Origin of the sequence: Methanomethylovorans hollandica DSM 15978, assembly GCF_000328665.1 — an archaeon.
In the GTDB taxonomy this organism is placed as follows: domain Archaea; phylum Halobacteriota; class Methanosarcinia; order Methanosarcinales; family Methanosarcinaceae; genus Methanomethylovorans; species Methanomethylovorans hollandica.
Genome location: NC_019977.1, coordinates 1,897,493 through 1,922,094, shown reverse-complemented (window position 1 = coordinate 1,922,094; position 24,602 = coordinate 1,897,493). Strand labels below are relative to the sequence as shown.

Annotated in this window: 20 protein-coding genes and 1 tRNA gene; 2 read left to right on the top strand and 19 right to left on the bottom strand. The window is 44.4% G+C overall.

Annotated elements, in window-relative coordinates; translation table 11 throughout:
- Positions 1–110: 110 nt before the first annotated feature.
- The 18 genes from METHO_RS09230 to METHO_RS09145 form a co-directional block, all read right to left on the bottom strand.
- Positions 111–2,303 carry an elongation factor EF-2 gene (locus tag METHO_RS09230; protein ID WP_015325267.1) on the bottom strand — a complete coding sequence of 731 codons (2,193 nt, stop codon included), beginning with the start codon at positions 2,301–2,303 and terminating at the stop codon, positions 111–113.
- Positions 2,304–2,344: 41 nt separating this feature from the next.
- Positions 2,345–2,905, bottom strand: a complete 561-nt coding sequence (locus METHO_RS09225) for a 30S ribosomal protein S7 (RefSeq protein WP_015325266.1) — start codon at positions 2,903–2,905, stop codon at positions 2,345–2,347.
- Between the two features lie 6 nt (positions 2,906–2,911).
- A complete protein-coding gene (locus METHO_RS09220) occupies positions 2,912–3,340 on the bottom strand; it encodes a 30S ribosomal protein S12 (protein ID WP_015325265.1) in 429 nt (142 codons plus the stop codon).
- Positions 3,341–3,400: 60 nt separating this feature from the next.
- Positions 3,401–3,826 carry a NusA-like transcription termination signal-binding factor gene (locus tag METHO_RS09215; RefSeq protein ID WP_015325264.1) on the bottom strand — a complete coding sequence of 142 codons (426 nt, stop codon included), beginning with the start codon at positions 3,824–3,826 and terminating at the stop codon, positions 3,401–3,403.
- A 15-nt stretch (positions 3,827–3,841) separates the two neighbouring features.
- Positions 3,842–4,129, bottom strand: coding sequence for a 50S ribosomal protein L30e (locus tag METHO_RS09210; RefSeq protein ID WP_015325263.1), 288 nt, complete (start codon positions 4,127–4,129; stop codon positions 3,842–3,844).
- A gap of 108 nt (positions 4,130–4,237) precedes the next feature.
- On the bottom strand, positions 4,238–5,380 hold the full coding sequence (gene rpoA2 / locus METHO_RS09205) for a DNA-directed RNA polymerase subunit A'' (RefSeq protein WP_015325262.1): 1,143 nt from the start codon (positions 5,378–5,380) through the stop codon (positions 4,238–4,240).
- Positions 5,381–5,382: 2 nt separating this feature from the next.
- Positions 5,383–8,025, bottom strand: a complete 2,643-nt coding sequence (locus METHO_RS09200; RefSeq protein WP_015325261.1) for a DNA-directed RNA polymerase subunit A' — start codon at positions 8,023–8,025, stop codon at positions 5,383–5,385.
- Positions 8,026–8,037: 12 nt separating this feature from the next.
- Positions 8,038–9,852: a DNA-directed RNA polymerase subunit B gene (rpoB, locus tag METHO_RS09195; protein ID WP_015325260.1), complete on the bottom strand. Its 1,815-nt coding sequence runs from the start codon at positions 9,850–9,852 to the stop codon at positions 8,038–8,040.
- Entirely contained in the window at positions 9,845–11,461 is a 1,617-nt protein-coding gene (locus METHO_RS09190; protein ID WP_015325259.1) for a DNA-directed RNA polymerase subunit B'', read from the bottom strand. The genes rpoB and METHO_RS09190 overlap by 8 nt, the downstream gene beginning before the upstream one ends.
- Before the next feature lie 123 nt (positions 11,462–11,584).
- On the bottom strand, positions 11,585–11,821 hold the full coding sequence (locus METHO_RS09185) for a DNA-directed RNA polymerase subunit H (RefSeq protein WP_015325258.1): 237 nt from the start codon (positions 11,819–11,821) through the stop codon (positions 11,585–11,587).
- Between the two features lie 74 nt (positions 11,822–11,895).
- A tRNA-Lys gene (locus METHO_RS09180) sits at positions 11,896–11,972 on the bottom strand.
- A 263-nt stretch (positions 11,973–12,235) separates the two neighbouring features.
- Positions 12,236–13,471 (bottom strand): adenosylhomocysteinase, encoded by a 1,236-nt coding sequence (locus METHO_RS09175; protein WP_015325257.1) that lies wholly within the window; start codon positions 13,469–13,471, stop codon positions 12,236–12,238.
- A gap of 35 nt (positions 13,472–13,506) precedes the next feature.
- Positions 13,507–14,808, bottom strand: a complete 1,302-nt coding sequence (locus METHO_RS09170) for an amidohydrolase family protein (RefSeq protein ID WP_015325256.1) — start codon at positions 14,806–14,808, stop codon at positions 13,507–13,509.
- Between the two features lie 5 nt (positions 14,809–14,813).
- Positions 14,814–15,455: an HD domain-containing protein gene (locus tag METHO_RS09165; protein WP_015325255.1), complete on the bottom strand. Its 642-nt coding sequence runs from the start codon at positions 15,453–15,455 to the stop codon at positions 14,814–14,816.
- The gene (locus METHO_RS09160; protein ID WP_015325254.1) at positions 15,446–16,216 is read right to left on the bottom strand and encodes a 4-phosphopantoate--beta-alanine ligase; all 771 of its coding nucleotides are present in this window, start codon (positions 16,214–16,216) and stop codon (positions 15,446–15,448) included. Before METHO_RS09160 ends, METHO_RS09165 begins: the two co-directional genes overlap by 10 nt.
- Before the next feature lie 97 nt (positions 16,217–16,313).
- Complete coding sequence (locus tag METHO_RS09155) at positions 16,314–17,195, bottom strand: pantoate kinase (RefSeq protein ID WP_015325253.1); 882 nt, start codon at positions 17,193–17,195, stop codon at positions 16,314–16,316.
- Between the two features lie 5 nt (positions 17,196–17,200).
- Positions 17,201–18,436 (bottom strand): bifunctional phosphopantothenoylcysteine decarboxylase/phosphopantothenate--cysteine ligase CoaBC, encoded by a 1,236-nt coding sequence (gene coaBC / locus METHO_RS09150; RefSeq protein WP_015325252.1) that lies wholly within the window; start codon positions 18,434–18,436, stop codon positions 17,201–17,203.
- A gap of 108 nt (positions 18,437–18,544) precedes the next feature.
- The gene (locus METHO_RS09145) at positions 18,545–20,041 is read right to left on the bottom strand and encodes a right-handed parallel beta-helix repeat-containing protein (RefSeq protein ID WP_015325251.1); all 1,497 of its coding nucleotides are present in this window, start codon (positions 20,039–20,041) and stop codon (positions 18,545–18,547) included.
- A 201-nt stretch (positions 20,042–20,242) separates the two neighbouring features.
- Here METHO_RS09145 and METHO_RS14410 point away from each other — a divergent pair, with 201 nt between their 5' ends.
- Both METHO_RS14410 and METHO_RS09135 read left to right on the top strand, forming a co-directional pair.
- A complete protein-coding gene (locus METHO_RS14410; RefSeq protein WP_015325250.1) occupies positions 20,243–20,485 on the top strand; it encodes a DUF5652 family protein in 243 nt (80 codons plus the stop codon).
- 257 nt (positions 20,486–20,742) lie between these two features.
- Positions 20,743–21,603 carry a pirin family protein gene (locus METHO_RS09135; RefSeq protein WP_015325249.1) on the top strand — a complete coding sequence of 287 codons (861 nt, stop codon included), beginning with the start codon at positions 20,743–20,745 and terminating at the stop codon, positions 21,601–21,603.
- 131 nt (positions 21,604–21,734) lie between these two features.
- On the opposite strand, the gene METHO_RS09130 is transcribed toward METHO_RS09135, so the two are convergent.
- Positions 21,735–24,539 carry a DEAD/DEAH box helicase gene (locus METHO_RS09130; RefSeq protein WP_015325248.1) on the bottom strand — a complete coding sequence of 935 codons (2,805 nt, stop codon included), beginning with the start codon at positions 24,537–24,539 and terminating at the stop codon, positions 21,735–21,737.
- Positions 24,540–24,602: the final 63 nt, after the last annotated feature.

Here is a 24,602-nt window from a genome sequence, read left to right as displayed (position 1 = left end):
TCGTCTCCTATTTGATATTGGTTAATTATGATTTGTCCTAATAGTTTTTTCTACGTTTAAACCTTTCCGAGGAAAAGCTGGAGGTACAGGCATAAGCCTTGTACCTCAGCTTACATGGAAAGGTAATCAGATGCCTGTGGTATGTCCTTCTTCAGGCCTTTTCTTTGTCTGATGGCTCCTACTACCTCGCCCAACAGGTTTGTAGGCAGTGTCTCAAAGCCAGCGAATTCAGTGCTCCACATTGCACGTCCTTCGGTCGCTGACCTGATATCACCAGCGAAACCAAATAATGCAGCTACAGGAGCCCTTGATTCAATAACTGTAGTGTCGCCTTCAGTATGCATATCCATTATAATTCCACGACGACCCTGGATTTCCTTTGTTGCTCCACCCATCTGGTCCTGTGGTACCTGGATGAAAACTTTCTGATATGGCTCAAGGAGTGTATCTCCAGCCATAAGCATGGCTGCCTGTATGGCCTGCCTTGAAGCAGGAATTACCTGAGCAGGTCCTCTGTGTACAGCATCTTCGTGCAACTTTGCGTCCACTAATTTGACCTTGATGCCCATACAGGGTTCCCTTGATAATGGTCCCGCTTTCATGACTTCCTGGAATCCTTCAAGGATAAGCTCCATAGTTTCATTAAGGTACTGGATACCCTTTGTCATATCTATATAGATATTAGATTCGTATATGTCTGCGATACCTTTTGCCTGATCCTTGCTCATTCCAGCTGCCATAAGTTTCTCACGGCGTTCCAGTTCCGGCATATTCATTGAAATGTCGCCGTTACGGATAAGTTCGACCACTTCTGGCTCAATGGGTTCAATCTCTACATAGAACCGGTTGTGTCTGTTTGGTGATTTTCCTTCAACAGGGCCCGCATTTCCACGAATTGTTTCACGATATACAACCAGCGGTGGTGTTGTGGTGATCTCCACTCCTTTGTCACGCTCTATTCTGTGTGCGATAACCTCAAGATGAAGTTCGCCCATACCAGCCATCAGGTGCTCCCCGGTTTCTTCATCAAGGGTGATCCTGAGTGTTGGATCTTCCTTTGCTACCTGTCTAAGGACTTCAACAAGCTTGGGGAGATCTTTCATGTGCTTTGCTTCGACTGCAACTGTCACCACAGGTTCACTGCCATGTTTTATGCTTTCAAAAGGTGTCATGTTTTCCAGAGTGGTTACTGTGGAACCTACGATGGCATCTTTAAGGCCAGTTACAGCAGCTATGTTACCAGCAGGGATCTTTTCGACTTCAAGCCTCTCGGGGCCCATAAAAATTCCTACCTGCTGTATCCTGTTCTTCTTGGCAGCACCGGATACGTATACTTCCATTCCACGTGTCAGACTTCCACTGAAAAGTCTTCCAGTGGCTACTTCTCCTGCGTGTGGGTCCATGGATATGTCAGTGACCATGAATGTAAGGTCTGCAGAGGCATCAGCACTCATCATAGCTTTCGCAATAGGTAATTCTTTATCCCCGTGCCAGATAGCTGCCACTCTTCCCTTCTGCGCCTGCAGAGGATTTGGCAGGAACCTGACCACCATGTCGTTTACGACCTCATGCAAAGGACATTTGTCAGCAAGTGCCTTCATATCCTCTTTCTTACAGTAGTCGTATACATCATTGAAACTGATACCAGTCTTTTTCATCATTGGTACACTTATTGCCCAGTTATAAAGTGCTGAACCGAAAGCTACAGTACCGGCAGCAGCATCTACTTTCCAGCCTGCCTTATATCTCTCTTCGTTCATTCCTTTGATGAGCTTGTTAACATGGTCTATAAGCTTCCCGAGTCTTACCTGCATTTCCTGAGAATCTACCTGCAGTTCATTTATAAGGCGATCTACTTTATTTATGAACAGCACAGGTTTAACATGCTCTCTTAGGGCCTGCCGCAGAACAGTCTCTGTCTGTGGCATTGTACCCTCTACCGCATCAATTACGACTACAGCTCCATCTACTGCACGCATGGCACGTGTAACGTCTCCACCAAAGTCCACGTGGCCAGGTGTGTCTATAAGGTTGATCAGGTATTCCTTTCCTTCATATTCGTGCACCATTGAAACATTGGATGCATCGATGGTAATTCCCCTTGCCTGTTCTTCCTCGTCAGAGTCCATGAAGAGCTGCTTACCTGCCAGCTCCTTGGATATCATTCCGGCTCCGCCCAGCAGGTTATCGGATAATGTGGTTTTACCGTGATCAATGTGCGCAACTATGCCTATGTTGCGTATCGTTTCAGGCGTGCCCATCAACGCAGTGACGCGCTCCACCATTTTCTTTCTTCTTCCCATAATACTACCCTGTAATTCTATTATTGTGAGCAATGAACAGCTTAACGTGCTGCCTTTGCAACTCTTTCCTTAGCATCCTTCCTGTTAATGGAGAAACACTTCGCATCACGATTTGCTGCAGCTATCAGTTCAGATGCAAGGCATTCTGCCAGAGACTTCTTTGATTTGAATGCTGCCTGGCTTGCTCCCATTGAAATGTATCTAAGAGCGCTGTCAACACGCCTCTGAGGTGCAGTGTCCACAGCTTTAGGGACAGAGATGCCTCCGTATTTAAGTCTGACAACTTCTTCCCTGGGACCAGCGTTGGCAATAGCCTCTATAAGTACCTGGACGGGGTTCTTTTTTGTTTTTGTATTGATTATTTCCAGAGCATCTTCAACAGTACGCATAGCAATTTGTTTCTTGCCGGTGTTTTTCTTTCCTCTCATCATACTGTTTACAAGACGTTCAACTATAAGCAAATTAGATTTGTTGAATTGCTGGCGTGCGTGTCTGCCGCTTGAATGTGGCAATATCACAGGATCGAGATTAGCATATCTCTTTATTCCTAGATCTGTTACCTCTACTTCTGCAAGGTCCCATTTTCCATATAATTTATACATTGAAGATCATCTCCTTGGTTTCTCTTTGCGGCCAATGACCATCTCGTTCAGGGACACATTGTTAACTGCAATAACCTTGAAACGCACACCCGGGATATCTCCCATTGCACCGCCCATGCGTCCGCCAATTCTCTCTACTGTAACTTCGTCGTGTTCGTCAATGAAGTTGATAGCACCGTCCCCGGGGCAGAATGCAGATACCTGACGACCATTTTTGATCAGCTGTATCCTCACACATTTCCTTATAGCAGAGTTAGGCTGCTTTGCCTCTATTCCTAGCTTTTCAAGTACTATCCCTCTTCCCTGTGGAGCTCCTCCAAGGGGGTCAGCTTTTACGTTCAGACCAAGAGTACGCCTGTTATACTGGGTGTCCTTCCACCTTGCATTTTGACGAATGCTCTTTAAAGTATGAGCTGCATATTTTCCATTTGGCATAATATTTCCTCCAAGATTTCATCACAATAATGTTGTGCTTTACCCTGATCCTGTTATAAGTCACTGGAGTATAACATCATCTATATCATGGTGCCTTTGTGCAACCATTTTTACTTTTCCGATGTTCTTTCCTTCACGTCCGATGGCCAGTCCTTTTTCCTTGTTAGAGACATCTGCATAAGCCACACGTTTATCTTTTCTTGTGGTAATGTTCACCGACTTAACAGTTACTGGGCCAAAAGCATTCTTTATGAATATGACCGGATCATCTGAATATTCAACGAGTTCAACTTGCTTGTCAACAGTTTTCTTTATACGGTTTATGTGGTCACCATTTCTTCCAATGGCTGCTCCCATGTCACCTGCTTTCACCACATATATTATACGGTCGTCTTCAACAATGCAATCTTTCACAGTTGCACCTGTTACACTTTCAAATAATGCGATGTATCTTATTCCTTCTGTTGACAGCCTGATCTCGCTCAAGTCAAGCAACTCCTTTCAAGCTGCTGCAAGAATATCGGATTCACCCGTTTCAAGGATCGCAAGGGCAGCGATCACAAAAGGCTTTCCGCAAACAGGACCAAGTTCCATGTTCGTACCGGAATAATTTAGTACAGGTACATCTGTAGACTCGATCTGTGCTCTTATTTCTGTCGGGCAGTTGGAAGCAAGAACTACTATTTTCGCTTTTCCACTAACAGCAGCGATGATGGTGCTCTTAGAGCCGATCACCACCTTTCCTGTCCTTATCGCCTTGATCAATGCTTTGTCGATATTAATAGCCATATATACCATCTCTTGTGCAATTTAAACCTAAGGTCTGTATCCTAATAAGTGAATCCTTATATTTACTTTCTGGTTGCTCTTCTGTAATACATAAACCATTTTGGAACGTTATTTAGCTACCAGGTGTACATCTCCAGTTCCAAGTTTAATAGGCTGTCCTACTATAATGTTCTCTGTGACACCATTTAGCTCATCAATATCGCCGCGCATTCCTGCATCAAGCAGATGGTTCACAGTTACCTCAAAAGCAGCACGTGCAAATACACTAGCCTTTTCACCTGAAATACCATGACGGCCTATCTGCTTGACTTCACCATCACAGCACATGATATCAGAAACCAGCATTATGTGTCTGATATCCACTGTAAGACCCTGTTCTCCCAACGTACTGGTAGCTTCCTTGATAATAGCATTCCTTGCAGCCTCTATCCCGAATACATCGTATATCTCACTAATGTTGTTTGTATAGGTACGACTTATGTCTACACCTTCCACCTCCAACACTTTCTTCAGCTGGGAACCTTCGGTGTAGAGCATATATTCGTCACTATCCTTGCGTATCACCACTCTTTTGACTCCTTCTATCCCCTTCAAGGTGATACTGTTAATGTTCTTTGCCATCTGTAAGAGTTCTCTGTACGAAGGCTCTTTTGGGTTCACAATGAGTTGGTTCTCAATGTTTTCGGACAATCTTACCTGTACATCCAACTTATCACTCAGTTTTTCGATAAGTTCATCTACACTTATGCTTCTATGGTTCAAGGTCTTTTCATGAAGGTCTATTATTAGCTGCATATTCAGCAGATCGGTGGTAACATCTGCTAGTTGATCTATGTGTGTAGCCTCTATTTCCCATGCGAGTTTTCGTACCTTATCTCTGTCCTGTGCATATTCTTCCAGAACGGATATTGTCATTGTTGGAGTGCTTGGTTCCTTTCTTGCATCAACTATTTCTATAAGACGGGGAAGTCCTAATGTAACGTTGATCTCAGCCACACCGGCGTAGTGGAAAGTACGCATCGTCATCTGAGTGCCCGGTTCTCCTATTGACTGGGCTGATACCACTCCCACAGCTTCGCAAGGTTCTACTTTTGCATACTCGTAACTTTCCTTAACCTTCTCGATGATCTCCTCAAGCTCCTTTTTGTTGACTCCTGCTTTAATTACATCTTCTTTAATTGTCTGGAGGATGTTCAAAGGCAGGTCAAGGTTACTAAGCATTGAATCTATCGTAGATTCGATCAAAGCCATTTTCAGTTCACCTTCTTTCCTGTCACTGCTTCTACTATCTTATGTACGTTTTCAGGCTTACTGTAGTCGCTCTTAGTTGAGTCTATACCATCTTCTCCGTACTTGAACTGCACTATAACACCCCTCGTTTCTCTCACAGTAGCATCATATTGCACTTCAAGGTCTTGGAGAGCGTTTACCAGTCTTCTTTGCAGATATCCTGACTGGGATGTACGTACCGCAGTGTCCACAAGACCTTCACGTCCTCCTATGGAGTGGAAGAAGTATTCAGTAGGAGATAATCCACTTTTATAGCTGGCTTTGACAAATCCATGTGCATCGGCTCCCAGATCTCCTTTGTCAAAGTGAGGAAGTGTTCTTCCTGCATATCCTCTCCTGATACGTTCACCACGCACTGCCTGCTGTCCAACGCAGGCAGCCATCTGTGTGAGGTTCAGCATGGAACCTCTTGCTCCGGACTTGGCCATTATCACAGCAGAATTTTCCAGACCAAGCTCATTACCTGCAATGTTACCTGTCTGGTCCCTTGCCTTACCCAGGGTCTGCATGATCTTCATTTCAATGGTTTCGTCAAGGGTCCTTCCTGGCAAAGGTTCCAGTTCTTTTGCCTCGTAAGCTGCGATAAGGTCTTGGACTTCACTCTCGGCTTTAGTCAGAACTTCCTTTATATTTTTCTTGGCAGTTTCCGGAATATCCTCATCACTGATACCAAAGCTCAGGCCAGTCTTCATTACGCCTCTTATGGCAAGCCTGGTAAAATCATCTATAAATTTAGCACCAGCTGTAGTACCGTATGTCTTTACTACCTTGTCAAGTATGATACCTTTGAAAGCCCCTATCGCCCTTTCATCGATTGTGCCTTGTATCATCTCTCCATTGCGGATCACAACATATGCATTGTATTCACAGGCTTCCTTCTTACAAACATCACATTTAAAACACACTTCAGCAGGGAATTCTGCATTAAGTCCTTTCGGAAGTATCTGGCTGAATATTTGCTTCCCATTCCAATAGGGTTCTCCGGTCTCCTTATATCCCGCAGGCTCTGGTAATTCTCTTATCTCTGCCTTTCTAAGAAGCTCCAAAGCTTCGTTCTTGGTTATCCGGTTCTCGTTCCTTGTAAGCAGGAACATACCCGATATATGATCGTGGATGCCCCCAATGATAGGTCCGCCGAAACGTGGTGAAAGGATATTTTCCTGCACCTGCATGAGTATACTTGCTTCAGCTCTTGATTCCTCAGTTTGTAGCACGTGCATGTTCATCTCATCCCCATCAAAGTCAGCGTTGTATGGGGGGCACACTGCAGGATTAAGCCTGAATGTTTTGTTAGGAAGGACTTTCACCTGATGGGCCATAATACTCATCTTATGCAGAGATGGCTGCCTGTTGAATAGTACGGTATCTCCATCCATCAGTTGTCTCTCAACAACCCATCCTTTCTCTACTTTCTCGGCCAGCTCTTCCTTGTTGTTCTCCGTTATCTTTATACGTCTCTCATCCGGGCGGATCACATAGTTTGCCCCGGGGTGGACATCGCTTCCCTTAAGGATATACATTCTTAGAAGCTCTATATTTCTCTCGATGACTCTTTCAGGAATGGTCATCTGAATAGCTATGGCTTCGGGTACTCCAACTTCGTTGATGCTAAGGTTTGGGTCAGGTGACACTACGGTACGTGCAGAGAAGTTTACACGTTTACCTGACAGGCTTCCCCTGAAACGTCCTTCCTTTCCTTTGAGACGCTGGGTAAGTGTCTTCAGAGGTCTTCCGGATCTGTGTCTTGCCGGTGGAACGCCTGATACTTCGTTGTCAAAGAAAGTGGTCACATGGTACTGCAACAGTTCCCACAGATCTTCTATGATAAGTTGTGGCGCTCCTGCATCCCTGTTCTCCTGGAAACGCTGGTTTATACGTATTATATCCACAAGTTTGTGGGTCAGGTCATCTTCACTGCGCTGGCCGGACTCAAGTGTGATGGATGGTCTGACTGTTACAGGCGGCACGGGTAATACTGTAAGGATCATCCACTCCGGCCTGGCACATGAAGGGTCCATTCCGATCACTTTCACATCATCATCTGATATGTTCTCGAACCTGTCCCTTATCTCTGTAGGTGTTAGCTTGTGCCCATCCTCTATGTATTCAGTGGGTTTTTCGAACTTGATCTCTAACTGCTCAGTCCCACAATGTGGACAGACTTTTGTCTTCCTTGCCTCCTTAAAAACGTCATTAATCACAGGGTCCGGCAGATGTCCCATTTCATGGAGTTTATCGATCTGAGTAAGGAAATTCTTTTTCTGAGACGGTTCCAGCAAAAGGGCACTGCAATTGCGGCATATAGAGCGTAATGCTTTGCGGATTGTCTTGTTAAATCCCACATGTACTACTGGGGCAACCAGCTCTATATGTCCAAAATGCCCAGGGCATTCTCCTGCCCTACTTGAACAGGTCTTGCATTTAAGTCCGGGATCTATAACTCCCAGTCTAAGGTCCATTAGTCCCATATCTATAGGGTAACCATCATCATCATAGGTATCTGCAGTAATGATGTTGGTAACGCTCATTTTCCTTACCTCTCTTGGAGATATCAGGCCAAATTGTATTGCAGATATCCTTTTAGGTATGGAGGGTAGTGTATCCATTTTCTATCACCTTCACACAGCATCGTCTAACTTCAGTCTCGGTGCAACTCCCAGCGACTTGATCTCATCAAGTAACAGCTTGAAGGCATAGCTCATTTCTACTGGGTGTATATCAGTTTCAGCGCCGCAGCTTGCGCAATATCTTATGTTCCTTTTGCGATCAAAGGTTGCTATCATACCGCAGTGTCCGCAGACAAGTTCAACAACCTTGTCAGATTCATCAAGCAGTCTTTCCTTCAGCGTCATGGCAGCCCCGTGTCCAACAAGAACATCACGCTCCATTTCTCCGAACCTCAGACCACCCTCTCTTGCTCTGCCTTCTGTTGGCTGGCGTGTGAGCACCTGTACAGGCCCGCGGGACCTGGCGTGTATCTTTGAGGCGACCATATGATGTAGTTTCTGGTAAAGGATAACGCCTACGAATACATCAGCAGGTATTCTCTTTCCTGTGACACCATCGAAGAACACTTCTTTTCCGGTATGGGCAAATCCCTGTCTTTTAAGGCCTGCACGCAGATCCTCTTCATTCTCCCCGGCAAAAACAGTTGCATCGATACGCCTGCCTTCCATGGAACCTACTTTTCCACCTATCATCTCAAGCACATGTCCCACAGTCATACGAGAGGGGATAGCATGTGGATTGATGACAAGGTCGGGAACTATCCCATTCTCTGTAAAAGGCATGTCCTGGTAGGGTACTATAAGGCCGATAACTCCTTTCTGTCCATGTCTGGAAGCGAATTTGTCTCCAATCTCAGGTATTCTCTGGTCCCTTACCTTTACTTTTGCAAGGCGAGTACCATTTATTGACTCTGTGAGAATTACGGTGTCAACGATACCTTTTTCATTAGAACGCATTGTTATTGCGCTTTCTCTGCGCTGTTCAACGGTAATACCAAAATCAGACTGTTCCTCAAGGAAACGAGGGGGACTTGTCTTACCGATCAGGACGTCGTTTGGTCCTACCAAAGTTTCAGGGTTTACAAGACCATCCACATCCAGATTAGAATATGCTTCAGGACTGCGGGCTCCTCTATACTCGGAATCAGGTATCTCAAACTTGTCTTCCTGCCCTCCCGGGTATCTCCTTTCCTCGCCTTCGAACGTCCGGATGAAATGGCTTCTTCCAAGACCTCTTTCAATAGAGCCTTTGTTAAAGACCAGAGCGTCTTCGATATTATGGCCTTCGAATGACATCACAGCCACCACGAAGTTCTGCCCTGCAGGCCTTTCATCAAATGCAATGTTCTCGCAGGTCATGGTTCTTACAAGGGCTTTCTGAGGATAGTGCAGAACGTGTGCACGTGTATCAGGTCTTAGTTTTGTGTTGGATGTGGACACACCTATACACTGCTTTACCATGGCTGCTCCCATGGTATTACGAGGAGATGCATTGTGTTCGGGGTAAGGCACCATGCCTGTACAGATCCCCAGAATAAGACTGGGGTCTATCTCAAGATGTGTGTTCTTTGGCACTATCTGAGGCTCTGTAAGGGCGATAAAGGCATTCTCTTCTTCTTCAGCATCCAGATATTCAACGACACCTTCCTTTACCAGATCATCATAGGTTGTCTCTCTATTCTTCAGAGACTCCTTGTGATCCTCGGTCAGTAAAGACTTTCCATCCCGAACTACTATTAATGGCCTTCTGGCCCTTCCTATATCGGAGTTAATGATGACCTCATGGATATCCTCATTAAGGGTCACATTGACCTGTCGGGATATTACTCCACTTCTCCTTTGTTTGCGAATGTTCTCCACAAGGTCCTGTGGATTACTGTGGGTACCGATGAGTTCCCCGTCCAAAAACACTTTTGCTTCAGTCATCTGCAAAGCCTCCCATTCCATCATCCATATCTGAATAGTCGGTATATCCTAAATCAGGCTTCTCTTCCTCATGTGGAATTGTATCAAATTCTTCAGTATACTCTTCAAGTTCTGTGTCATATTCCACCACTTTTTCCAGTAGATGATGTGGGATATTTGGTTTTACTTCCAGATCGAGAAGTACTTTCTTAAGAACGCTTTTATCATCAATACCAGTAGATAATTCTACCATTTGGGCAAAATTCTTAACTAGTCCACAGTTAGGTCCTTCCGGAGTTTCAGATGGGCATAATCTTCCCCATTGTGTGGGATGCAAATCACGAGCCTCAAAGTGAGGTTGTGCTCTTGAGAGAGGGGAGATCACACGTCTGAGGTGTGAAAGGGTTGAAATATAATCTGTTCTGTCCAAAAGCTGGGACACACCTGTTCTGCCCCCCACCCAGTTACCTGTTGCAAGAGGATGTTGTAATCTGTCAGTAAGTACATCGGCCCTGACAAGGGTTACCACGTTCAACTCACGGTTCCTCATATTAGCTCTTTCCAGCTGGTATTTTACATCTCTGGCCAGGCGATTGAACGCTACTCTGAAAAGGTCTTCCATCAGATCACCTGTCAGCTTTAGCCTTTTGTTGGAATAGTGGTCCTTATCATCTTCGGAACGCTTCCCAAGGGCAAGTTCAAAGCAGGATTCAGCCATCCTTCCAATGAAATATGCCTTTGCGAACCTGTCCTTAGGTTCATTTCCAAGGTGAGGCAGCAAATATCTATCCATTACATAGTTTGCACGTTTCATCTGGTAATCACGGGCCTGACCTGCCGCAACCCTTGTGCCTATCTTTTCAATGGCTTCACGGGTAGTGGCTACTTCTGCCTCTTCCAAGTTTTCGAGCATGAATTTCATGATCTCAGGGTCGCTTGACACTGTATTTACAAGATCCTGGTCAGTTTCCACTCCCAATGCTCTCATTAAAGTTATAAAATTGATGCGGCCTGATATCGATGGGAAAGATACTTCCAGTAGGGATTTGCGTCCTCTTTCCACTACTACGAGAGCTCTATAGCCTCTTCTTTGGGAGAATACCTTGGCAACTTCTATCATGTCGCCATATCTCTCGCCATACTCCGTCAGTATTTTGTTAGGGGCGAGGTCTTCAAGGGTCATAACAACCCTTTCGGTACCGTTCACTATGAAATATCCTCCGGGATCAAGTGGGTCCTCGCCATAATCTATCATTTCTTTTTCATTGAGTTCCACAAGGTTGCATATTGAGGATTTTATCATTACGGGTAATTGCCCGATCTTTGCTTCCACAGGTTCAGATTCTTCTTCCCCCTGCACTACGCTCATCTGCAGGAATATGGGAGCTGAATAGGAAAGATTGCGCAATCTTCCTTCGTTCGGATATAACTTTTCAATAGCTCCATCCGCTTCTTTTACTACAGGCTTCTCCACTCTGATGTTCCCTAGTTTAATATATACGTCTTCTATATCGGTCTCAATTATTCCTTGTTCGTTAATAATATTCTGTAGACCACTTTCAAGGAATTTATTATAAGAGTCGATATGGTGCTGAACTATTTTGTCCCTGGTAAAATATGCCTCTGACACTTTACTGCCCTCTTAAATGATGATTACACCTAATTGATTGATAGAAAGGTATGAAAAACATTATGTAGCACAACCACGATACAGTTGTGATATAAAAAGAAAATGCTCTCATTTGATGTTTTCTCACTCTATTACAAGTCTGTAATAAAGTGCCTGTCCGGCCGTCTGGCTATTCCTGGTTATCTTAACAACATCTCCGACCGATGCGCCAATTTCTTGCACTACAGGATCATTGATTTTTATCTTTGGGAATTGTTCTCTCTCTATCTTGTAGCGTTTTAGAACAGATTTCAACTCATCCTCACCCAATATCTCATGTTTTGGGATCAGTTCATTGTCGAGCAGGTTGAACTTATTCAAATTTTCTCCTCCCTCAAAAAATGTGCACGTGGATTAATTGGCAAAAAACATGTACTATAACTCCATGGTTTTCATGGCGGGCTCGTAGGGATTTGAACCCTAGGCCGTCTGGTTAAAAGCCAGACGCTCTGCCTGACTGAGCTACGAGCCCATCTTGTTTGCATGTCCTTTTGCCTTTCACTTTCGCATCAGTTCGGTGTAGACCCCCAAGACGTATTTATTCTATATATACATTTCGCAGGCACACAACAGGACTAAACAGGTTTGGGATGGATATTCTGTCAATATCCCAAACCATTAAAGAACATTCCAGGCGTTACTCATGTTTGTTTCATTACTTATTTCTATTCCTTTCTCCTCTCTAAACTATTTCGGTAACCTTTTTCCTTTCAGCAGCATGTTGTAGTAATTACTTTAAGTTCCAGACTTCCATCCACACATGTATTCGCATTGTGCCTCGCTCAGTGAGTCGATAGCGACCCCCATTGACATGAGTTTCAGTTCGGCTACATGCATATCGATCTCTTTGGGTACAGCATGTACTCCGTTGGCAAGCTTATTCTCTGCTATGTGTCTCACACAGAGGGCCTGGTTAGCAAAGCTCATATCCATTACTTCGGCAGGATGTCCATCGCCTGCAGCCAGGTTCACCAGTCTGCCATCTGCAAGTACATACACTTTCCTGCTGCCAAGATCATATTCTTTTATGTTCTTGCGCACAGTACGCACGCCTTTTGCCATATCCTCCAGATTCTCCAGGTCGATCTCAACATTGAAATGGCCCGAGTTGGAAAGGATAGCCCCGTCCTTTATTACTTCAAAATGTTCCCTGGTTATGATATCACGGTTCCCTGTAGTCGTCACAAAGATATCACCTATCTTTGCCGCTTCTTTCATGGGCATCACCAGATTGCCATCCATCTTTGCCTCAAGGGCGCGTATCGGGTCTATCTCTGTGACTATCACATTAGCTCCAAGGCCTTTTGCACGCATGGCAACTCCCTTGCCGCACCATCCGTAGCCTCCTACAACAACGTTCTTGCCTGCCACCAGCAGGTTCGTGGTCCGCATTATCCCATCCCAGGATGATTGTCCGGTCCCATATCTGTTGTCGAACATGAACTTTGTCATAGCATCGTTGACAGCCATAACCGGCATTTTCAAGGCTCCGTCTTTTTCCATAGCTTTCAGCCTGTGTATGCCTGTAGTGGTTTCCTCGCATCCTCCCAGTATATTGGGTAGCAATTCCTGTCTTTCTGTGTGCAGCTTGAATATGAGATCTGCACCATCATCTATTGTAATATCAGGTTCTATTGCGAGTACTTTATCCATCGCAGCATAATATTCTTCATTGCTGCATTCATATTTTGCACATGAGCTGATATTGTCTCGTGTGCACAGCGCAGCAGATACATCATCCTGCGTGCTTAAAGGGTTGCATCCTGTGATCGCTACTTCTGCACCCCCTACAGCCAGTGTTTCCACAAGCACTGCAGTCTTTGCCTCCACATGCAGGGCCATTGCGATCCTACGTCCTTCCAGAGGTTTTTCTTTCTCGAAACTCTTTCTTATTATTTCCAACACCGGCATATGAGCACGAGCCCATTCTATTTTCTGATCGCCGTATTCTATAAGTTCTTTTTTGTGCATGTTAATATCTCCAAAAAACAAATTTGATAAAAATTTTATTCATTTACTCTTTGTATAAGATCCTCTGCAGCCACACTTGCCTGCTCTATTATTTTCATCTCATCCATACAAAGCACTTCATAATCCTGCATTAGTAATTTGCCATTGACAATGCTTGTCATCACATCTTGCCCGTTGGCACTGTATACCAAATGAGAGGCAGCATCATAGAATGGTCTCATATGGGCTTTGTTCCTGTCAACTATTATTATATCTGCAAGTGCTCCTTTTCTTATCATACCTGCATTGATCCCCAGTGCTTTGGCACCGTTGACAGTTGCCATTTTCAGCACTTCTTTTGCAGGTAGTGCCGTAGGGTCCATGGTGCTGACCTTCTGCAGTAATGCTGCTATTTTCATTTCCTCAAACATATCCAGGTTATTGTTAGAGGCGCATCCATCGGTTCCCAGGCACACGTTTGCTCCACTTTTCAGAAGCTTCTCCACAGGTGCAATGCCGGATGCAAGCTTCATGTTGCTCACAGGATTATGGGATATATTGACTCCCTTCTCTGCCAGTATCTTAATATCTCCATCAGACAGCCACACACAGTGAGCGGCGATAACATCGCTATCAAAGAAGTCAATGTTATTCAGCATGTGTATGGAGCACATGCCATACTTCTCTTTCATCTCTTTTAGTTCAGTCTCTGTTTCCAGCACATGGATATGTACCTTCACACCATCCTCTCTCGCTTTATCCTTAACTCTTTGAAGGAATTCCCTGGAACAGGTATTAGGTGCATGTGGTCCATACATTGCTGTGATCCTGCCATCTGCCTTGCCATGCCACCTCTGCACGAACCTGCTTCCCTCCTTCAATTCCGCATCTGCTTTATCCTTATTTCCAAACTCTATCATTCCATAGGACAGAGCAGCCCTTATTCCGGCTTTTTCTACCGCTTTTGCCGTTTCATCCATATGGAAGTACATATCATTGAAGCAAGTGGTGCCGCTTTTGATCATCTCAAGGCATGCAAGCAGAGTCCCATTATATATATCATTATCAGTAAGTTTTGCTTCTGCAGGCCAGATGTGCTGCTGAAGCCACTGGGAAAGGGGCAGATCATCTGCATATCCTCTGAAAAGTGTCATTGCAGCATGAGTGTGTGTGTTCACAAGACCAGGCATAACAATGCCTCCCTGTGCATCCACTATAATATCTGCAGTCTCCTGCGTTTTTTCTCTGACTTCCGTGATGATGCCTTCATCTATAACCACCATTCCTTTACTGAACTCGCGTTCCTTGCCGGGCTCCATTGTAAGGATATGCCCGTTCGTTATGATCATGTCAGCCATTTTTATCACTCGATGTAGCAGGTCTCTTCTTTTAGAGCATCAAGATATGCATGCATAATCTTTAGCCTCTCTTCTGCTATTTTTCTGGCAGTGCCAGTGTTAAGTCTTTCCAGTATTTTGAAAGGCTTCTTTTCCATATACTCATAGAAACCTTCAAGAGGTTCATCATTATAAGCGTTCATCGAAGTTTCCTTAATAGTTCCGATGCTTAACCTCAGGACACGCAAAGCACCCATGGAAACCAGAGATCTGAAAATGCCAACAGCACCAAGTGCATCTATTCTATCAGCATCCTGCAATATCTTTGCTTCCAGTGTTTGAGCCTCAAGCCTGCGGCTGAACCGGTGTGACCGGATACAAGCCGTCACATGTTCTATAAGATCTTTATCAGCATCAGCGACAGTGAGGAATTCCTGTGCTATCTCAGCACTGTACTGCGCGTGGTCTCCTCCCTCCTGATGCTCTTTCACAATACCCACATCATGAAGCAGTGCAGCAAGGCGCAGCACCTGTTCATCACCGCCTTCTTTTTCCCTTATGCGCATACATACCTTCTCTACGCGCTCGATGTGATGCATGTCATGACTACTAGGCTCATCTGCGAGTACTTCTGATACGTATTCTCTAGTCTGATCAATCAGATCCATTCGATTCCCTCGCGAGCAGCCTGGTTCTTAAGATTTTCCTGGATGGCATACATTGCATCAGCAAGCACTTTCCGGTTGTCGTACGAATCAATGATCCCCCGGAGTTGTTCTTTATTATCCTTTTTCATTTCCTTTGTGAAATAGACCATGTTCTCTAATGCTCTGGTCACGTTATCGACGATCGTCACAGTTGCAGACAGGGAAGTTCTGGACAGAGGGTTCAGGTCCACAGCTATGACCACCTTGCCCATTTCCACCAGTTTCTGGCACCTGTCTCCATCTTCCAGAGGTACGAGTACCACGTCTGCTCCGTATATACCTTCCTGATCGACTATAGCCCTGTCATGTGATAGGTCAAGTCGTGCATCACCTTTTGCACCAAGTACATTTCCTGCTCCGTGTGCCTTCAGATGTTCGATTATCCTGTGGACCCTCGCGTCACTGCGGTGGAACAGATTCACTTCCATTTCTGCTTCTGATACATCTGCCAGCGACACCAGGCTGCCTGGTACAAGGGCAGCAGTGTTCCCATTAATGGATATCACCGGTCTTTCAGCAGTGAGCAAATAAGCTACTGCCACACGTTCTGCTATTACAGCAGACTCTATTGTGCGTTCACCGATAAGATAATCAAAGGCTTCGCCCCTGCCCTGTGCCACAAGACCTTGCTGGCTGGTGATACCTACCTGTACACCTTCTACTATCTTTTCCCTGGTTATCAGGGATGCATATCTTGGATGATCTTCAGGGATATGTGTCACGATCTTCTGTCTCCCTTTCCATATTCCTTCCTTTTAGATTAATTCGATAATATTTGCCTGAGAGTTTAATGCAACAACATGTTAAATAGGTCTTTTGTCACAAAAGACCTGCTCTGCAGTTGTTGAGATAATATGCTGAAGGCTCCCCAAATTCGGAGAGTGCTTCTATCACCGCTTCTCTTCTATCAGGGCCCACCGTTACAAAAACAGATTCACCCAGCATAGCCTGGGAAGCTATGCCCCCTGCAGATCCTACAGCTTCTATTATATCTGTTACTATATTGGATGCCAGTCCTGTACCGAAGGCAAAATCCTGGGAGCATTGCATGAAAGTCTCAAAAGTAGGTGATTTCATGAGCCTTTTCATTGAACCTTTTCCCATCGAATTTATGCGCCAGGCAAGATCAGGGTCTGATATGATAGAACTTGTGCCGAGCTCTCCAAGTGCCAGACAGAGCACTTCTTTTCCTGCGGCAGGGATCCAGTCCACATCTCCGTATTGCGGTGCTCCTGGCGCGGTACGGATAACAACTCCTCCATAGGATTGTGCTATCACATCGCCAAGACCACTCCTGTTTACAACCTCTGCCACATGTGCAGTTTCAATTATTTCGGATGATGTAAGGTTTAGTGATAATACATCGTTCACTGCATAAGCCGTACTGAGGGCACCGGCACCAGATGCTCCAAACCCGCATCCAATAGGCATGTTCGTCACGCTTTCCACGAGCAGGGGTATATCTGTAAGCATGTTCACAACAGTCCTCGTAGTGTTGCCGTCTACCTGCTTGCCGTTAAGGAATATCAGGGTATCTTCAAGCTCTTCTGTGTAGGTCGCAGTGGTGACTGCCCCCCTGTCAAGGACAATGCCACAACCTGTGGACCCTTTTTTGCGCTTGTCCTCATGGTCGTGTATACAAAAAAAGCCGGTTATATGTGCAGGAGCGAAAGCCTTCGCAGACCATTTTCTTTCTTGCATGTCGGTTACTTCCTTGATATTAGCAAGTGGCTCAGTTCATCCAGCAATGCAGAAGCTATCACTCTTTTTGATCCTATTATGTGGATGTAGCCGGTATCTTCTGGAGTAAGGATATATACTTCATTGTCATCTGTACCGATACCCCTGCTTCCTACCTCGTTTGCAACTATCATATTGAGCTTTGAAGTTTCAAGGGTGTGCATTGCTCTTTCAAGAAGCTCGTCCAAACTGGTTCCTGTTTCAGCTTTGAAGCCTGCAATGAGCAAGTCAGGATATTCGTCCCTTGCTTTGTTTATAAGCTTGGCCACCGGTTTCAGGTGCAGGGTAAGTTCCCCGCCTGATTTTATTTTCGTATCTGCCGAGTTAAGGGTATAATCAGCTATCGCTGCAGCACTGATTAGTATATCACAACCGTAGGCAAGTTCTTCAAGAACGGCTTCTGTCATCTGAGAGGCGCTTTCAGCATATATCTCCTTGATACCTGCACATCCTATTCTGTTGCGGTGTACTATGGTCACTTCCGCACAACGCCGATAAGCTTCCAGAGCAAGTTCTACTCCTGTCTTTCCCGATGCTCTGTTGGTAAGTATTCGGATCGGATCAATGGGTTCTGCTGTGGAACCACTGGTTATGAGAAGTCTTCTGCCGGCAAGCTCTTTGCTGCCTAATTGTCTTTCCACCTGCAGTACTATGTCTTCATTAGAGGCTATTTTGGCAATGCCTTCCTTTATGTCAGGTCCAATGAACCCTACGCCCCAACATTTGATCATCTCTATATTTTCAGCCACTGCTGGATGGTTATACATAGCTTCATGCATAGCAGGCACTATCATTACAGGTATATTTGATCCAATGGCCGTAGTGGCGAATGTCGTAACAGGCGTATCATCTATTCCCGATGCTATTTTTCCAATGGTGTTGGCTGTTGCGGGGGCTATGAGCAACAGGTCAGCTTTACCGCTCATACCGCAGAATTCCACATGTTCTACAGCTCCGGTAATCCGGGTCATCACTTCATGGCCGGTAGCATAGTGCAGAGCCATAGGATTAAGTATCCATGAGGCAGCCTCGCTCATGACAGCATATACATCAGCACCTCTGCGGATCAATTCACGGGCAAGCTCCACAGTGCGTACGGCTGCGATGCTACCGGTCACTGCAAGTACTATTGTTTTGCCTTTGAGAGAAGCTGAAGTATTGCCCTTTATCCAAAGTGTGGGATGATCACGCATGATTTGCATGGATTTGAAAATGTCTTTTTTGATCTTAAAGTTTAGTCTATGCTACTTTCAGAAAATGTGCTTCAATTTTAAATTTTATTTACAAACAGTAGTCCACTTTTCTGTGTGTTATCTCGAAGGGCTCTTGGAAGCTTCATTAGTATTGCCATATCTGCCTATGTTTATTCTACCACCGTTGGGTTCTGGTTCCCGGCTGAAGCCCGATGCGGGATATCCAGCATCTATAAGCGGGCTTGTTACAGAATCACTTATCCATGAATTGCCGGACCAACGGCCTGCAGCACTTCTCAGATGGTAATCACGTTTTGCCATGTCGGCGAACAGTGGATCAACATATATATCATCTTTGTGGATTATACCGTCCCCATCATAGTTCAGGTCCACATTGTATATGCAGTTGTTATTTGATATGAACGTGTGATTTATTTCATCAGTGTTCCACAATCCCCTGTCATTGTTTTTATTAGAGCCCAATATAACATTGTTCCTGACAATGGTCGTGAACGATTCATTCATGCTGGCTGTGTTCGGGTATTGGTAGTATTTAATTCCTGCATGGCCTCCATTATGAATGACGTTGTTCTCTATTACTGTATTATTGAACTGTCCTATCACGATCGCTGCGTTGCTGTAGCCGGTAAACTTATCGTATTGGCCAACATCATATATAATATTGTGATGTATGTACACATCCTTGCCACGTACTACATTATCAGTGTCCTCTCCAAATATCCAGATAGCAGCACCATTAAGGGTGTGGATCCGATTTCTGTATATTTCTATATTCTCGGATTCGTATCCATCACTCTTGTCGATCTCGATGCCTGGTCCGGTTGACCAGTCCTGTATCTCTGAATGGATGATGTTATTGTAGATCTTAGCGTGGCCTGAACTTGATAGTCTGAAGGCGGTGTTAGTCCTCGTGAACACATTGTTGTTAGCTACTGTAACTCCATTAAGTCCCAGGGTATACAAGGCTTCATGTCCAAGCTTATATACTGAATTATTCGCGAAAACGATATTAGAAGGAATATCATGGAAGTAGTTCCTAACAATCAGGCCATCACTTGTGCCCCATCGCAAACGCATGTTTGTGACAGTTATGTCAGTACATTTGTGGAAATAGATCATGTCATAGTATCCTGAACCCCGGGGAACGGACTGGTTCTCACTATTTCCATCTATTATGAATCCTTTGATTGTAAAATTCTTATTTGCATCTTCCATGTTGGTGATCAAAGGCACATAGTCGCCCCAATCGGCATTTGGTATGAGCTTGATACAGGCACTGGAATCTCCTGCAAGGACGGTGTTTGATCCCATCTTCAGGGTACCATCTATCCAGTATGTATTTGGCCCCTTCAGGTATACAGTTCCACCGCCAATACTATTGATATATTCAAGTGCTTTGTTGATTTCCACATGGTCATTTACTCCATCACAGTTATAATTTGCATTTCCGTCTGTATCTACGTATGCAATGGGTCCCGTTGGCACATTGATATTTGTGACAGTATCAACAGGCTGGTCACTAGGTGAAACACACCCTGAAATTGATAGGCTTATGATAAAGACCAGGAATTTCAATAATACAGGAATTACCATACTACTTTATAGTAGTCGGCACTACTTATTAATGTTTCACACGGATCATATCTTAAAAAAGAAAATATAAAAACTACTTAAATGTTATTATTTATATTGTTTTTATAACTAAAAATATTTTTTCTTATTAAAATACTCTGATTATAATATCAACGATTATCTATGTTGATATGCCAAAATTTTATATTTTGATATATACCAATGCATTATTGGGAGCTTCAATGTGTTAGTGACATCCTGCATGCGCTGGGAGCCTCAGGATTCATGGCCCATTTCATTGTATTAATATTATGGGATCTTCTTTGTAAAGGGATTGGACTGTGGAAAGCTGCAAGGAGCGAAAATAAATATGGGTTCTTTGCCATACAGGGTACAGACGAATTTACGACAAAATGGGGACACTGCCAAAAGATAAAAATTCTGAAACTGCAATCTCTTAAATAATATGTCTTTTAATTAGCTGTATTAAATAATCATTTACCATGCCTCTATTTTTTAAAACTTTCAATGATAAGGTCCGGAGACCTAATTGTGAGCAGAATCGATGAGTTTTTCAGTAAAGCAAGCAAGTTTTTTTATTACATGTTTAAATAATTGTCCCTAAACCCTCAAAAAGATTTAAAAATTATTTTCTGCGTTTTTTGTCAAGAAAATACCAGAAAAATTCATACATCCTATGACATATCAGAAGGAAACAGATTATGAGTCAATTAAGAGAAATTAAAAAAATCGTAAGTGGTCAGAGAGCCGTTGATGGTGCAGGAGTCAGGTTGGTCCGTGTCCTTGGTTATAATGATACGAAGGACTTTGATCCCTTTCTGATGCTTGATGCCTTTGATTCTACGAACCCGGATGATTATACAAAAGGATTCCCCTGGCATCCACATCGTGGTATTGAGACGATCACCTATCTTATTAAGGGCGATATCGAGCATGGTGACAGTCTGGGTAATCGTGGCAGCATTCTCGATGGCGACTGCCAGTGGATGACTGCAGGATCTGGAATTATACATCAGGAGATGCCGAAAGCTAGCGACCGCCTGCTTGGCGCTCAGCTGTGGTTGAATCTTCCTGCCAAAGACAAAATGACCGATCCCGGTTACGGTGACATTAAATGTGAAAACATTCCTGTCATTGAGGAAAACGGCAATAGAATCCATATAGTTGCCGGTGAATATCTGGGTACAAGAGGGGCTTTCGAAGGAAAATATGTCAAAGCTACCTACTTGGATGTTGAAGTTGCAGCTGGTCACGAATGGTCCTTCTCAAACGATCCTCACGACACTCTGTTTATATATATTTTTGCAGGCCAAGCTATTTTTGACCCTGCCAAAAATATAGATAATCCTGATGATCTGATCGACGAAAAGCAAGCTGTTCTCTTCAGTGATGGCAACCAGTTCTGGATCAAAGCCGCAGATAAGGGTATCCGCTTCCTGCTCCTGTCCGCCAGGCCGTTAAAAGAACCGATTGCCTGGGGCGGTCCCATCGTCATGAACACGAAAGAAGAACTGAACCTGGCTTTCCAGGAATTAGACTCCAACCAGTTCATTAAGAAATAGTGAAAGACGCATATCCAATTGATGTTCAAAAAAGTGAGTAATCCGGTCACCCTTCTATTTGTATCCGGTACAAATTATAGAGGGTTAATCAGGATTCTCATCTCTTTTTCAGGTTCACTGATCAGCTCTTCCTAAAGACACATTTTCTTTGCTCTCTCTTTCAGTTCCTGTACTTTCTTATCATCTGGTTTAATTCTCAAAGCCTCATCGTATGCTTTTATAGCGCCTCTTGGATCTCCGAGGCGATATAGAGCAGTTCCTTTGTTCTTCCATACAACACTCTGGTCCACACCCATATTAATAAGCCTGTTAAAGCATGTAAGTGCAGCCTGGTTCTGATCGAGGTTCAAACAGGTTATACCCTTGTTCAGCAATGCACTAGGATTGTCGGGCTCAAGCTGCAGAGCAGCTTCAAAGCACTCATACGCCTGTTCATGATCTTTTTGTTCTTTTCCAGTGAAAATACCGGTCTTTACCCATTCGGATGCTGTTTTTGTCTGCTTCTGGCGAAGTTTTCTCCTAGCCCTGTTCAGAGCGCTTACAGGATCGAATCTCTGTTCAATTCTTTCCTTGTTTTCAGGTATGTCACTAATACGTTTTTCTGATTTTTTCACTTCATTAAGGGCCTTTTTCTTCTGAGGAATATATTCAGGTTTTCCGAGCATTTTGCAAAGTAAGATGATCGCAGCATCCTTGTCCAGTGGATTGTTATTGTTACCACATTTTGGGGACTGGATGCAGGATGGGCACCCTTCCTTGCAGGGACAGCTTTCAATGGACCGCAGAGTGACCTCCAGCATTTCAACGATCTTATCATATCCGTTCTCAGCGTAACCGACACCTCCCGGATGTCCATCGTATACGAATATTCCACTGCTGCCTCCTATATCAGCGTGTTCTGCTGTGGAAAGCCCTCCTACATCATTGCGGTCAGCAAGCAGGTGTAAAGGGTACATCGCTATTATAGCATGTTCAATAGCATGGATCCCTCCCGCAAAATCTCTGTCGTGTGCTGCAACTGCCCCCATGGACCAGCCGGGCAGTTCAATCCAGAGAGCTTCTGTTTCAAGAGTGAACTTAGGCATTTGCAAAGCACATTGATCAAGTTCTTTATCCGTACGCTGCTGCAATTTCTTGTATCCTGTTACCTGCTGGGTAACATCCACACTTCCAAATCCCACTTTTACATCAGGGCAAGTTGACAACGCTTTTGTTTCTAAGACATTTCTAATGATCACTTCTGAGGATACCATCGACCTGGTATAGTATTCATTCTGTGTATGTTCTACGTGTATCTCGCGTTTTTCATGGTTCTGGGTAGTGACAACATAGGCATTTCCCTTGTTTATATACACAGCACCTTCGAATGCCTCCCTGTAAGCCTGTAGTCTGCAAAGAGAATTCTCCAGAGGTTTTTTGGAAGCTTTGTCAATAATAGTATATGCATCACTGTCAATATCCCGGATAGATACGTGCATATGAGCATCAGTGTCCAATGCTTTTTTTTCATCAGTGCCTTCAAGTAATCCTTCTTCTTCCAGCACATTCACTATATTGCTGAACTCATTTCCGAAATACTGTTCATCTGCTGCACGTAAAGGGATCTCTCTGGCGGCACACAACAGATGGCCTGCCTGTATATAGCGGTTAGAGACATTTATCACCGCTTCTTCACACTGTTTTCTGAAAAAGTCCCCGGGATTTCGCATGTAGTACTGATCCAGAGGATTCGGATCGGCAACAAGTACCACTATGCTTTGCGCATGTCCGCGCCCTGCCCTTCCTGCTTGCTGCCTTGCACTCATTATTGTTCCCGGGAATCCATCCATGATACAGGCATCGAGGCCACCGATGTCAATTCCCAGTTCAAGTGCATTAGTGGAAATAACACCCGCTATCTGCCCGCTGGAAAGCCCTTTCTCAATGATCTCACGTTCATGCCCGTGATAACCACCTCTGTAGGAGCTTATTTTTTGTTCGGCACCTCTGTGGGCGAGAATGTTCTTTGATTCGATGAACATCCGCTCCACTTTCTGTCTCGATCTTGCAAAAGCAATTGTCTGAGATCCGCTCTGAACAAACGTTGTGAACAGGTCTATCGTTTCCCCGAAACTGGCTTTCCTTATGGTGAAGTTCCCATATTTTGCATACAAGGGTGGATTCCAGAATACGAATTTCTGTGGTCCGCTTCCTGAACTATCATTATCTATCAAAACCGCATCTTTGCCTATCAAAGCGGTAGTGTGCTCCACAGGGTTACCGATCGTGGCAGTGCAGCAGATGTATTGAGGATGTGCACCATAGTGATCACATACTCTGTTAAGTCTTCGAAGCAGGTTTGCCATGTGGCTACCCATGACACCGCTGTATGTATGACTTTCATCAAGGACGATAAACCTAAGATTCGATAGAAAACGTTTCCACTGATGTTTCCATTGCAGAAAGCTCAGATGCAGCATATCCGGGTTGGAGAATACTATCCGTGGATCGTTATACTTAACTGCATCCTTTTCATTTTTTGACATAGCTCCAATGAACTTGTTTATATTGATATCCAGGCCCATCAGCTGGCTGAAGTTCCTGAAGGTCTGGAGCTGATCGTTCACCAGCGCATTCAAAGGAGAGATGTAAAGTGCTGTTGCCGCTGGATCTTCCAGGATGGTTTCAAATATAGGTAGCATGTAGCAAAGGGATTTGCCACTGGCAGTGCTGGTTGACAGGACGATGTTCTTCCCTTCCCTGGCCTTTTCTACAGCTTCTACCTGATGGACGTAAAGCTGCTTGATACCTGTCTCATCCAGAGCATAGTGTATAATTGGTTTCAGTTCAACAGAGCTATAGAAAGGGTCCTTTGCAGGTATGTCTTCAATGTGTACGATCTGGCCTTCATATCTTCTTGAAGACTTTATTCTCTCAATAAGTTCAGAAACATCCATTAAAATAGCCCCGTAATTTGCAAAAGAAGAATTTGCGTGTTAGGCTAAACACCCTTTTTGATA